Annotated in this window: 11 protein-coding genes; 10 read left to right on the forward strand and 1 reads right to left on the reverse strand. The window is 29.5% G+C overall.

Annotated elements, in window-relative coordinates; genetic code table 11:
* Positions 1–9 precede the first annotated feature (9 nt).
* Together ACRDDY_RS06345 and ACRDDY_RS06350 are read left to right on the forward strand one after the other, a co-directional pair.
* Complete coding sequence (locus ACRDDY_RS06345) at positions 10–1,386, forward strand: aldehyde dehydrogenase (protein WP_438564131.1); 1,377 nt, start codon at positions 10–12, stop codon at positions 1,384–1,386.
* Between the two features lie 24 nt (positions 1,387–1,410).
* Positions 1,411–2,289 (forward strand): ROK family protein, encoded by an 879-nt coding sequence (locus tag ACRDDY_RS06350; RefSeq protein ID WP_438564132.1) that lies wholly within the window; start codon positions 1,411–1,413, stop codon positions 2,287–2,289.
* Between the two features lie 52 nt (positions 2,290–2,341).
* Here the strand turns inward: ACRDDY_RS06350 and ACRDDY_RS06355 are convergent, their stop codons facing one another.
* The gene (locus tag ACRDDY_RS06355; RefSeq protein WP_438564133.1) at positions 2,342–4,939 is read right to left on the reverse strand and encodes a cation-translocating P-type ATPase; all 2,598 of its coding nucleotides are present in this window, start codon (positions 4,937–4,939) and stop codon (positions 2,342–2,344) included.
* Positions 4,940–5,486: 547 nt separating this feature from the next.
* On the opposite strand from ACRDDY_RS06355, the gene ACRDDY_RS06360 reads away from it, so the two are divergent.
* The 8 genes from ACRDDY_RS06360 to ACRDDY_RS06395 all read left to right on the forward strand — a co-directional run.
* Entirely contained in the window at positions 5,487–6,554 is a 1,068-nt protein-coding gene (locus ACRDDY_RS06360; protein ID WP_438564134.1) for a mannose-1-phosphate guanylyltransferase, read from the forward strand.
* Positions 6,555–6,754: 200 nt separating this feature from the next.
* A complete protein-coding gene (locus tag ACRDDY_RS06365; RefSeq protein WP_438564135.1) occupies positions 6,755–7,366 on the forward strand; it encodes a zinc dependent phospholipase C family protein in 612 nt (203 codons plus the stop codon).
* Positions 7,367–7,555: 189 nt separating this feature from the next.
* The gene (locus tag ACRDDY_RS06370) at positions 7,556–7,921 is read left to right on the forward strand and encodes an ArsR/SmtB family transcription factor (RefSeq protein WP_438564136.1); all 366 of its coding nucleotides are present in this window, start codon (positions 7,556–7,558) and stop codon (positions 7,919–7,921) included.
* Positions 7,922–7,929: 8 nt separating this feature from the next.
* Positions 7,930–10,329: a heavy metal translocating P-type ATPase gene (locus tag ACRDDY_RS06375; RefSeq protein WP_438564137.1), complete on the forward strand. Its 2,400-nt coding sequence runs from the start codon at positions 7,930–7,932 to the stop codon at positions 10,327–10,329.
* A gap of 402 nt (positions 10,330–10,731) precedes the next feature.
* Positions 10,732–11,361 carry a redox-sensing transcriptional repressor Rex gene (locus ACRDDY_RS06380; protein ID WP_438564138.1) on the forward strand — a complete coding sequence of 210 codons (630 nt, stop codon included), beginning with the start codon at positions 10,732–10,734 and terminating at the stop codon, positions 11,359–11,361.
* 245 nt (positions 11,362–11,606) lie between these two features.
* Positions 11,607–12,389, forward strand: coding sequence for a short-chain-enoyl-CoA hydratase (locus ACRDDY_RS06385; RefSeq protein WP_438564139.1), 783 nt, complete (start codon positions 11,607–11,609; stop codon positions 12,387–12,389).
* Positions 12,390–12,460: 71 nt separating this feature from the next.
* Positions 12,461–13,600: an acyl-CoA dehydrogenase gene (locus ACRDDY_RS06390; protein WP_438564140.1), complete on the forward strand. Its 1,140-nt coding sequence runs from the start codon at positions 12,461–12,463 to the stop codon at positions 13,598–13,600.
* Positions 13,601–13,618: 18 nt separating this feature from the next.
* The coding region (locus ACRDDY_RS06395) for an electron transfer flavoprotein subunit beta/FixA family protein (RefSeq protein WP_438564141.1) at positions 13,619–13,916 on the forward strand (298 nt) is incomplete at its 3' end.

Genomic DNA, 13,916 nt, shown 5'->3' on the forward strand with positions numbered 1-13,916 from the left:
AGTGAAAATATGGAAAAATTGAAAGAAGTTTTTTTAAAACAGAAAGAGTTTTTTAAAACAGGAAAGACAAAAGATTTAAATTTTAGAATAGATAATTTAAGAAAATTAAAAAAAGCAATTAAAGATAATGAAGATGAATTTTTAATTGCCTTAAATAAAGATTTAGGAAAAAGTAAGTTTGAAGGATATGCAACAGAAATAGGAATAACTTATGATGAAATGAATTTGCATATAAAGAAATTAAAGACTTGGGCAAAGAGAGAGAGAACAAAAAGTTCAATAGTATACTTTCCAAGTAAAAACTATATTTATAAAGAGCCATATGGTGTGGCTCTTATAATTGGACCTTTTAACTATCCATTTCAACTTATTGTAGCACCACTTATTGGAGCTATAAGTGCAGGAAATTGTGCTGTGTTAAAACCTTCAGAAGGTTCTTTAAATACGGCACTATTATTAGAAAAGATAATTAATAATATCTTTGATGAAGATTATATAAAAGTAGTTGCACCAAGTGAAGGAAAAGAGGCTGTAACTGAGCTTATAAATACACCTTATGATTATATATTTTTCACAGGAAGCATTGGTGTTGGAAAAATTGTTATGGAAGCAGCATCAAAAAATCTAACGCCTGTAACTTTAGAACTTGGTGGAAAAAGTCCATGTATTATAGATAAGGATAGTAAAATAAGTTTAGCAGCTAAAAGAATAGTATGGGGAAAATTCTTAAATGCAGGTCAAACTTGTGTTGCACCGGATTATCTTATGGTTCAAAAAGATATTAAAGATGAGTTTTTAAAAGCATTAGTAGAAGAAATAGAAAAACAGTTTGGAACAGATACAAAAAATAATGAAGAGTATCCAAGAATTATAAGAGAAAGAGATACAGAAAAATTAATTTCATATTTTAAAGATGGAGATATATATTATGGTGGAAATTATGATATAAGCGATAGATATATAGAGCCAACAGTTATAACTAATGTAGATTTAGAAAGTGATCTTATGCAAAATGAAATATTTGGGCCAATATTACCAATTATAGAGTTTAACGAAACAACTGATGCCATAAACTTTGTAAATAGTAGAAATAAACCACTTGCCTTATACTATTTTTCAGAAAGTAATAGTAAAATAGAAAGAGTTCTTAAAGAAACTACATCAGGTGGAGTTACTATAAATGATACAGTAATTCATGTTGGTCAAACTTCATTACCTTTTGGTGGTGTTGGAAGTAGTGGAATGGGGAATTATCATGGAAAAGCAAGTTTTGATACTTTTTCGCATACAAGGTCGGTTGTGAAAAGAGGAACCTTTATGGAAGTAAATATAAGATTTGCACCATTTAAAGATAAGATTAAGTTATTAAGAAAAATTATGAGATAAAGAGATATTTAAGGGGGAAAATTTATGAGGAAAATATTAGCATTTGATATTGGTGGAACAAACACTAAATATGGAATAGTAAATGAAATGGGTGACATATTAGAAAAGGGAAAAGAAAAAACAAAAGCAGAAAATGAAGATGTTTTTATAGAAAGCTTAACTAATATTATAGAAAAGTATAAAGAGTCTATTGAAGGTGTTGCTATAAGTATGCCAGGTTTTATAAATGCAGAAAAAGGAATACCAGAGGTATGTTATGCAATTAATTGTATGGAGAAAAAAAGCATAACAGAAATTTTAAAAGAGAAAACTGGATTAAAGGTAACTGTTGAAAATGATGGAAAGTGTGCAGCACTTGCAGAGAAATTTAATGGAAATGCAAAAGAGTGTAATGACTTCATATGTTTAACTTTTGGAACTGGAGTTGGGGGAGGAATTTTCTTAAATGGAAAGATTATAAGAGGAAATTCCTTTAGAGCAGGAGAGCTTGGATTCATGGTTTGTGAAGGATTAACAGATAAAGGTGGGCAAGGTATGTTAAGTACAACAGCCTCAACACTTTCTTTAGTAAATATGTATAAAGAGTATAAAAATATAGATATGGATATTGAAGTAAATGGAGAAGAAGTATTTATAGAAGCAGAAAAAAATAAAGAGGTACAAGCTATTTTAAAAAAATGGTATAAATCAATAAGTATAGGAATCATGAATTTATCAGCTACTTTAAATCCTGAAAAAATACTTTTAGGTGGTGGAGTAAGTGATAGAGAAGATTTTATATCAAATATATTAGAAAGCTTAAAAGAAATAAAATGGTGGAAGGATGTAAGTTGTAATATAGAACTTTGCAAACATAGAAGTGATGCAGGACTTATTGGAGCTACGTATAACTATTTATATTAAAAAAATAAAAAGTAAGGCTATTCCACATATTAAGTGGAATAGCTCTTTTAAATTATCTAAATCTTATCATTTTTACAATTTGAATTATAACTGTTGGTAAGAATGCAAATAAGTAAATGAATCCTACTGAATCTAAAGTTAAAGGAGCTACTTGGAATAGACTTCTAAAGATTGGAACAAATAAAATTATATTTACTAGGATTACACCTGTTATAAAAGCGTACCAGCTATAAGCATTAGTGAAAAGACCAAGCTTAAAGATAGAGGCTTTTCCACGACAGTTAAATCCATGGAATAATCTTGCAAGACACAGTGTAGAGAATGCCATAGTACTTGCAACAGCAGGGCTTGTTTTAAGTCCCATATAGAATGCAAGAAGTGTAAATATAGCAATTACAATTCCTTCAAAAGCAATGTCTGTTAGGAAATCTTTTGTAAGAATAGATTCTTTACTGTTTCTAGGTTTTTCTTTAAGAATATCTTTATTTCCTTTTTCAACACCAATTGCAATTGCAGGTAAACTATCAGTAACAAGATTTATAAATAATAAGTGAACTGGAGCAAATGGAGCTGGAAGTGCAGCTATTGAGGCATATAAAACAGCAAGTATAGCTGATGTATTACCTGATAAAAGGAACTTTATAGAGTTCTTTATATTAGCATAAACATTTCTTCCATTAGCTACAGATTTAACTATTGTAGCAAAGTTATCATCAGTTAAAATCATAGAAGCTGCATCTTTTGAAACTTCAGTTCCTGTGATTCCCATAGCAATACCGATATCAGCTTGTTTAAGAGCTGGGGCATCATTAACACCATCACCAGTCATAGCAACAATATTTCCTTTGTTTTGCCAAGCATTAACTATTCTAATTTTATGCTCTGGTGAAACCCTTGCATAAACAGAAATGTGAGGAAGCTTTTCCATAAGTTCTTCTTCAGACATTTTGTTAAGCTCTAAACCTTCAACTGCCATGTCACCTTCTCTAAGTATTCCTATTTGTTTTGCAATAGCAGAAGCTGTGATTTTATGGTCACCAGTAATCATAATAGGTTTAATTCCTGCACTGATACAGTCTTTAACGGCCTCAGCAGATTCAACTCTTGGTGGGTCAATCATAGAAATTAATCCAATGAAAGTATAACCAAATTCATCTTCAAGAGTTAGGTCTTTAACTGATGGCAGCTCTTTATAACAAAAAGCAAGTACTCTTAAACCATTTTGAGAAAGGTTCATATTAGTATCAATTATAGCTTGTTTATCAGCTTCGGTTATTTCACGTACACCCTCAGATGTTTTAATATATTTAAGTCTATCTAAAAGAACATCAAAAGCTCCTTTAGTGAAAAGAGTTGTTTTTCCATTAAAATCATGTAATGTACTCATAAGTTTTCTATCAGAATCAAATGGGATTTCTCTTAAACGTTCAATATCTTGCCTAAGTTCAGTTTCTTTTATGTTATATAGGTGTCCTAAATTTACAAGAGCAATTTCAGTTGGATCACCAAGTTCATTTCCATCTACAGAAGTTGAATCATTACAAAGGATTGAACTTTTTAATAAATACTCATGAACCTCATTTTTAAAATCTAAGCTTTCAGATGATATAAGTTTTCCATCAACATAAAGCTCTTTAGTAGTCATCTTATTTTGAGTTAAAGTACCAGTTTTATCTGAACATATAATAGAAACAGAACCAAGTCCTTCAACAGCTTTTAAAGATTTAATAATAGCATTTTCTTTAGCCATTTTTTGAGTTCCAAGAGCAAGAACTATAGTAACAATAGAACTTAAAGCTTCAGGAATAGCAGCAACAGCTAAAGCAACTGCAAACATTAAAGACTCAAGTGGTGCAACACCTCTATAAACATTTAATCCGAAAACTATAGCACAAATAATTAAGATTATAATAGCAAGTTTTTTAGAGAAATCATCTAAAGAGATTTGAAGTGGTGTTTTCTTTTCTTGAGTTTGCTCCATTAAAGTAGCAATCTTACCAAGTTCAGTATTCATACCAGTAGAAGTAACTATTACTAAAGCACGTCCGTAAGTAACTAAAGAACTAGAGAAAACCATATTTTTTTGATCTCCAAGTGCAACCTCTTTTTTATCAATTAAATCAGATGTTTTAGTAACACTTTCAGATTCACCAGTTAAAGCACTTTCATTTACTTGAAGTGAAAAGTTTTCAATGATTCTTCCATCAGCACAAACTAAGTCTCCAGCCTCTAAAATAAGAATATCTCCAGGTACAACATCCTCAGATGCAATTTCAATTTTAACTCCATTACGAATAACCTTAGCCATAGGAGCAGAAAGTGCCTTTAAGCTAGAGAGTGATTGTTCAGCTTTAATATGTTGAACAGTACCTAAAATTGCATTTAAAATAATAACTACAAAAATAACAATTGTACTTTCAACATGACCTGCAGCCATAGATACAATCCCTGCAATTATAAGTATAAAAACAAGTAAATCCTTAAATTGCTCAAAGAAAACTTGAACTATACTTTTCTTTTTTTTCTCATTTAAAGCATTAGCACCATAGGTCTCAAAATTTTTCTGTAGATTTTCTTTAGATAAACCATCCTTTGAAGAATTAAAAAAAGATAGAATATCAACAACAGATTTGTTAAAAAAATTGTTCATAGTAAAAACTCCTTTCAAATTTAATATTTCCAATAAAAAAGACTTTTAATATAAATTACGAAAAAAATCGGAACTTATATTAAAAGTCTCGTAACCTAAAAAATTAGGTATATAACACCAGACTAGATAAAGTCGGGCATGTTGATGTTATATTTCTTACTACTCCCTCTTAAAAGATAAGGCTTGTCTTCTTTATTGTAATCTCATATTAAAATATATTCATAAAAAAGTCAATTGTTATTAAAGAAAAATCTTTAAAATATCCATAATGAGGATTAATTAGTAGAGATAATAAAATAAAAGTAAATAAAACCAAAAAATAATATAAAATAAAAAGTTCTAAATTAATTAAAGTCAGAATCTAAATAAGAAAATAAAAGTAAATAAAAATGCTTTAAATAAAGAGAAAATCATTAAATTAAGAAAACAAAAAGAGAAAGGAAATCATAAAACTATAGAAAAAGAATAGATTATAAAGAATGTTGAAATTCACAAAAATTGTGGAAAAACATAAAATAAACTATAAATGCTAAATGGAGTTGAAGAAATGATATACGGACTTATATTAGCTGGAGGTAAAGGAAGTAGATTATATCCTTTATCAAGGATGAACAGACCAAAACAATTTCTAGATGTTATAAATGAAAAAAGTTTTTTAGTAAACACAGTGGAAAGAATAGCTCCATTAATAGAAAAAGAAAATATATATATTGTGACAAACAAGGACTATGAAGACCAAATAAGAGATGAACTAAAAGACATCAGTAAAGAAAACATTATAACAGAACCTATGAATAAAGAAACTGCAACATGTATAGGTTTATCAGCAGTTAAGCTTTTAAAGAAAGACCAAGATGCAGTTATGATTGTTTTACCTTCAGATCACTACATTAAAGACGAACAGGAGTATGTGAATACCCTAGCCCAAGCTATTGAATTAGCAAATAGGAGAAAAGCTATAGTAACCTTAGGAATAGAGCCAACCAGACCTGAAATTGGTTATGGCTATATTGAGATGGGCGAGCAGGTTAGTGGGGATATTGCCACTTATAAGGTAGCAAGGTTTACAGAAAAACCTAATTTAGATGTAGCAAAAGAATTTGTCTACACAGGAAATTACCTTTGGAATTCAGGAATGTTTATCTTTAGAGCAGATATTATACTTAGGGAAATTGAGAAGTATCTGCCTAACGTATATAAATCTTTAATGGAAATATATAGGCATATTGGCGAAGATGATGAAGAGGAAGTTATTATGCGCGAATATGAGAGTATAAATGGAATCTCAATAGACTTTGGTGTTATGCAAAGAACTAGAAAAGCATATGTAATACAATGTGATTTTTATTGGGATGATATTGGAAGTTTTACAGCACTAAGTAGATTTTTAGATAGGAAGGAAAGCAATTCTATTTCTAAGAATGCTTATTTAGATGACTGTGAAAACTGTGCAGTTTTTGGTGGAAAGAATTTAATTATAGGACTAGGTGTAAAAGATTTAGTTATAGTTGACGCTGGAGATGTACTGCTTGTTATGGATAAAAAAAGAGATCAAGAAATAAAGCATTTGTTAACTAAATTAGAATCAGAAGAAAAATATAAGAGATACTTATAAGATTTTAGACTTCTTTGAAAGATTTGTTGATTTTCAACAAGATTTTTAAGGAAGTCTTTTATTGTGAAGAAATTTAAATTACAATAAAAAATTCTTGGAATTTGAAAAGGAATAGAAAAACTTAATAAAATTGCCACATAAAATAAATCTAAATAGGTTATAATGATTGGAAAAGATAAAAAAAAGAAGGTGCGAGTTTTATGATGATGAACACTCATAAACTAATAGCTAATACGTTATATAATAACATAGATGATGATAAAAAATTTTTAGTGAGCAAAAATAGATTTACATGGGGAACTATAAAGCCAGATTGTGCATCAAAATATAAGTTTAAAAAACATTATTTTGATGAAAGCATAGACATGATTATAGAAATGATAACAGAGTTATCAACATTAACTCCAGATGATGTTATAAATGATGGAGTTGGGAAGTTTAGTGCTGAACTTGGTGTAATATGTCATTTTTTATGTGATTATTATTGTATACCTCACAGTCAAAGGTGGGAATTTAAAAATGCAATGAGACCACATGTTAATTATGAAAGAGAACTTGCTAAAATTGCTAAGAACTATAATGTGTCTTTAATGAGACTAGATAGATTAGAAGTGGAAGATGTTAGAGAGTTTATAGATAAGACACAGGAAATGTATAGAAAAAAAGAAAGTTACTTAAATGATCTGAATTTTGCATATTATATTTGCAATAGTATAATGAATACAGTCCTGAAAAGTGTTATTAAAAATACTGAAAAAAAAAGAAGTTTTAAGAGCATAGATGATATAAAAACTGAATTGAAAGTAAATTAAAAGATCTGTAGGAAGAAAAATCTTCCTACAGATTTTTTTTATAAGATTTATTAGGTAAAGTATGATATTATAAATATTAATAAATGTAAAAAAAAACCAAAAAAATTAAAAAATAATGTTGACAAATTCTCTTTGAATTCATATAATGAACATATGAACAATTACTCATATGAAAAGAGGAGAATTAGAATGATAGAAAATAATCAAAAAATAGATAAATGTAATTACACTATAATTCATGAAGATACAATAACAAAAGTTAAAGATAAATTACCAAAAGAGGAAACATTATATGATTTAGCAGAATTTTTTAAAGTATTTGGAGATAGTACAAGAATAAAAATTATCTGTGCATTATATGAGGCAGAGATGTGTGTATGTGATTTAGCAGCACTTTTAAATATGACTCAATCTGCAATATCGCATCAACTTAGAACTTTAAAAGCAAATAGACTAGTAAAATTTAAGCGTGTAGGAAAGGTTGTATATTATTCTCTTGATGATGAGCATATTATGAGAATATTTAATGAAGGCCTAAATCATATAGAGGAGTAAGAGCGGTTATGGAAAAGTTAAAGTTATCACTAAAAGGACTAGACTGTGCACATTGCGCAGGGAAAATAGAAAATATAGTATCAGAACTTCCAGAAGTGAAAAATTGTACTTTAAATTTTTCATTTAAATTATTAATAGTAGAGTATGATAATTTAAGTGAAGATGAAATGATAGAAAAAGTAAGAGGGATAATAAATAAGCTTGAGCCACATGTAGTAGTTGAAAAATACTCTTTAGGAAAAAATAGTACAAGTGGTAAGATGAAATTATCATTAAAAGGATTAGATTGTGCACATTGCGCAGGAAAAATAGAAAGCTTAGTATCAGAATTTCCAGAGGTTAAAAGTTGTACTTTAAATTTTTCATTTAAATTATTAATAGTAGAATATGAGAATATAAGTGAAAGAGAAGAGTTTGAAAAAATAAAGGCTGTAGTAAATAAGCTTGAGCCAGGTGTGGTAGTTGAAAACTATAATGCTAATGATGGAGAAATGAGAGGAAGCTCTTTAGAAGAAAATAAGGATGATACTAAAGAAGAGAAAGTAAAAGAAAGTAAACTAATAAATAAATTATTAGAAAATATCCAATTAATAATAGGAATATTTATTTATGGAATAGGAATATTCTTAGGAGAAAAAGATAGTATTTCAGTTATCTTTTTTATAATAGCGTACTTATTAGTAGGACATAAAGTTATAATAACAGCATTTAAGAACTTAATTAAAGGAAATTTCTTTGATGAAAACTTCTTAATGACAATAGCAACATTTGGGGCATTAGCAATTGGAGAATATCCTGAAGCAGTTGCAGTTATGATATTTTATGGAATAGGTGAAATGTTCCAAAGCTATGCTGTAAATAAATCAAGAAATTCAATTAGTGCTTTAATGGACATAAAAGCAGAGTATGCGAATCTTTTTAAAGATGGCAGAATTTTAAAAGTAGCACCTGAAGAAGTAAAAATGAATGAAATAATAGTTATAAAACCAGGTGAAAGAGTACCATTAGATGGAACAATTGTAGAAGGTAATACAACAATAGATACATCAGCATTAACAGGTGAATCTATTCCAGTGGAGAAAGAATGTGGACAAGAGGTTTTAGGTGGAAGTATTAATATAACAGGAACAATTAAAATGAGAGTTTCTAGTGAGTTTGAACAAAGTACAGTTGCAAGAATATTAGAGCTTGTTCAAAATGCTAGTAGCAAGAAAGCAAAAACAGAAAAGTTTATCACTAAATTTTCAAGATATTATACTCCAGTAGTAGTCATTGCAGCAATAGTTTTAGCAATAGTACCGCCAATAGTAATTCCAGGACAAGAGTTTACAACATGGTTTTCTAGAGCCTTAATATTCTTAGTTGTATCATGTCCATGTGCTCTAGTAGTATCAGTTCCTTTAGGATTATTTGCAGGTATAGGAAGTGCATCTAAGAAAGGAATATTAGTTAAAGGTGGAAACTACTTAGAAGTGCTTAAAAATGTTGATGTAGTTATTTTTGATAAAACAGGAACATTAACAGAAGGAATTTTTAAAGTTTCTAAAATAGATAGCTATGGTGGATTATCTAAGAGTGATGTATTAAAATATGCAGCAGCATGTGAGAAATTATCAAATCATCCAATAGCAAAATCAATCTTAGATGAATTTGAAGCAAGTAAGCAAGGTGATGTTGAAGATATTATTGTAGAAAATCATAAAGAAGTTCCAGGAATGGGAATTCAAGGTGAAATAGATGGCAATAAAATTTTAGTAGGTAACTATAAATTAATGCAGTCAAATAATATAAAAGTAACTGAAATTGATGCAATAGGAACAATAGTATATTTAGCAGTTAATGGAGAGTTTAAAGGAAGTATTATAATTTCAGATAAAATTAAACAAGATTCAAAAAAAGCTATAAAAGAACTTAAAGAAGTTGGTGTAAAAAATATTGTTATGCTAACAGGAGATAATAAAAAAGTTGGAGAAAAGGTAGCAAAAGAACTTGGAGTTGATACAGTATATTCAGAATTATTACCAAGTGGAAAAGTAGAAAAATTAGAAGAAATATTAGAATCAAAAGAATATAAGAATGTAGCTTTTGTAGGAGATGGAATAAATGATGCCCCTGTTTTAGCTAGAGCAGATCTTGGAGTTGCTATGGGTGGAATTGGCTCTGATGCAGCTATAGAGGCAGCAGACATTGTTTTAATGCAAGATAATCCAATGGCATTGAAAGAGGGAATATTAGTAGCTAAGAAGACAAATAAAATCCTTTGGCAAAATATTATATTTTCATTAGGAATTAAACTTCTTGTATTATTATTAGCTATATTTGGAGTAGCTAATATGTGGGAAGCTGTATTTGCAGATGTAGGAGTTACAGTAATAGCTGTAATAAATTCTATGAGAGCATTAAAATAGAAAGGAATTCCATTGACAAAATTCGAGTTTCTAAGGTATAATTCAAGATGAACTTTCAGGCGAGAGGGAAAAGGCATTAGGGAATATTTCATATTCTCACATATAAGGTTTAACTTTATATTAAAATTGGGATGAAGTTTATGTGTAAGTTTTTATACATAAACTTTATTTTTATCCAAATATAATTACATATGAAAGTTTGATAAATAAAAAACAAGCTATCAATTTTTAAAAGGGTAAGGAAGAAAATACATAAAGATTTCTAAAAATTACATATAAAATATATAATTATTTTAAAAAAGTGGTTTAAATATAAAGAAATATGGTAGAATAAAGATGATAGTTAAAAATTTCACACCCTTTAAAAGAAGGGAATAAAATAAATTAGAAGGAGACATAGAGATGGAAAAGAAAAAAAATATTTCTATGGCTGTTATAAAAAGATTGCCTAAATATCATAGGTATTTAAATGAATTATTAAGAAATGATGTTGATAGAATATCTTCAAAAGAGTTAGGAGAAAAGATCGGCTTTACAGCATCACAAATCAGACAAGATTTAAATTGCTTTGGTGATTTTGGGCAGCAAGGATACGGCTATAATGTAAGAGAACTTGCAAGTAAAATAGGAACAATATTAGGTTTAGATAATGAGCACACTGGTGTTATTGTAGGGGCAGGGAATATAGGTCAAGCGATTGCAAACTATACTAGATTTGGAAAGATGAGCTTTGATTTAAAAGGAATATTTGATGCAAATCCTAAATTAAATGGAATAAAAATAAGAGATATATCAATAGAAGATATTGATGAGTTAGAAGGATTTTTAGAAACAAATAAAATTGATATAGGTGTAGTTTGTGTACCGAGAGTAAATGCACAAAAAGTTTCTGATATATTAGTAGCTGGTGGAGTTAAAGCTATTTGGAATTTTGCACCTGTAGATTTAGTAGTTCCAAATGATGTTATTGTTGAAAATGTACATTTAAGTGAGAGCCTTTTAACATTAATTTATTTATTACACAATAAATAAAACATATATAATGTAAGAATTGGATTATGCTAAAAAAATTGTATAATTTTTCACAATATATATTGCAAAAGATTTAACGAAGGATTATAATTATAATTGAAGTTGAGAGACTTCAATTATTTTTTTGTTTTTATTTGTTATATAATTAACAAACAAGTAAAATTTTCTAAATAAAATATTAACAATCGACAAATAAGTAAAAATTTGCTATTAAATAAAGAGAGTGTGTTAAGGAGGATTTTAAAATGGAATTAAAAAATGTACTTCTTGAGAAAGAAGGAAATTTAGCTATTGTTACTATTAACAGACCAAAAGCATTAAACGCTTTAAATTCTGAAACATTAGCTGATTTAAATACAGTAGTTGAAGATTTAGAAAAAGACAGTAATATTTATGCAGTTATCTTAAAAGGTGCAGGAGAAAAAGCTTTTGTTGCAGGTGCGGATATTGCAGAAATGAAAGACTTAACAGAAGAGCAAGGAAGAGAATTTGGAATTTTAGGAAATAGAGTTTTCAGAAGATTCGAGAAATTAGATAAGCCAGTTATAGCGGCTGTATCAGGATTTGCCTTAGGTGGTGGATGTGAACTTGCTATGAGTTGTGATATTAGAATCGCATCAGAAAAAGCTAAGTTTGGTCAACCTGAATCAGGACTTGGAATAACTCCAGGATTTGGTGGAACTCAAAGATTACCAAGAATAGTTGGAATGGGTAAAGCTAAGGAACTTATATACACTAATGACATTATAAAAGCAGATGAAGCCTTAAGAATAGGGTTAGTTAATAAAGTAGTACCATTAGAAGAATTAATGGATGCTGCAAAAGAAATGGCAAATAAAATAATGAATAATGCACCAATTGCAAACAAACTTTGTAAGGATGCAATAGATAGAGGAATGCAAGTATCAATAGATGAAGCTATTATGATTGAAGCAGAAGATTTTGGTAAATGTTTTAAAACAGAAGATCAAACAGAAGGAATGACAGCTTTCTTAGAAAGAAGAGCTAAAAACTTCCAAAATAAATAGTATATAAATAAAACTTTAAATAATAAATATTATATAGAAGACAGGGTGTAATGAATAGGAGGGCAATTTAAATGAATTTCCAATTAACTAGAGAACAAGAATTAGTAAGACAAATGGTTAGAGAATTCGCTATAAACGAAGTTAAGCCAATTGCAGCTGAAATTGATGAAACAGAAAGATTTCCAATGGAAAACGTTGAAAAAATGGCTAAATTAGGAGTAATGGGAATACCATTTCCTAAAGAATTTGAAGGAGCAGGCGGAGACACTCTTTCATATATTTTAGCAGTTGAAGAATTATCAAAAGTGTGTGGTACTACAGGAGTTATCCTTTCAGCACACACATCTTTATGTGGAGCTGTTATAAATCAATTTGGTAACCCTACGCAAAAAGCTAAATATTTACCTGACTTAGCTTCAGGAAGAAAAGTTGGAGCATTTGGTTTAACTGAGCCAGGAGCTGGAACTGATGCAGCAGGACAACAAACTACAGCAGTTTTAGATGGAGATAACTATATCTTAAACGGATCAAAAATATTCATAACAAATGGTGGAGTTGCTGAAACTTTCATAATATTTGCTATGACAGATAAGAGCCAAGGAACTAGAGGAATATCAGCATTTGTTGTTGAAAAATCATTCCCAGGATTCTCAGTAGGGAAAGTAGAAGACAAGCTAGGAATTAGAGCTTCATCAACTACAGAACTTATTATGGAAAATTGTGTAGTTCCAAAAGAAAACCTACTTGGAAAAGAAGGAAAAGGATTTGGAATAGCAATGAAAACTCTTGATGGAGGAAGAATTGGTATAGCTGCTCAAGCACTAGGAATTGCAGAAGGTGCATTAGAAGAAGCAGTTAACTACATGAAAGAAAGAAAACAATTTGGTAGACCTTTATCAGCATTCCAAGGATTGCAATGGATGATAGCTGAAATGGATACTAAAGTAGAAGCAGCTAGACATTTAGTTTATAAGGCAGCAACTTTAAAAGAAGCAGGACTTCCATATTCAGTAGATGCAGCTAGAGCAAAATTATATGCAGCAGAAGTTGCTATGGATGTTACTACTAAAGCAGTACAAATCTTCGGTGGATATGGATACACTAAAGAGTACCCAGTAGAAAGAATGATGAGAGATGCTAAGATAACTGAAATTTATGAAGGAACTTCAGAAGTTCAAAAAATGGTTATCGCAGGAAGCAAGTTAAGATAAAGGGGAGGCCTAAATAGAATGAATATATTAGTTTGTTTAAAACAAGTTCCAGATACAACAGCAGTAAAAATTGATCCTAAAACAGGAACACTTATAAGAGATGGTGTACCATCAATAATTAACCCAGAAGATAAGCATGCATTAGAAGCAGCTTTACAAATAAAAGAAAATAGTGGAGCAAAAATAACAGTTATAAGTATGGGACCTCCACAAGCTAAAGAAGCTTTAAGAGAAGCTTTATGTATGGGAGCTGATGATGCAGTTCTTATTACAGATAGAGCATTTGCAGGAGCTGATACATTAGCAACTTCAAACG

Origin of the sequence: Clostridium sp. (assembly GCF_051656525.1) — a bacterium.
GTDB lineage: Bacteria > Bacillota > Clostridia > Clostridiales > Clostridiaceae > Clostridium.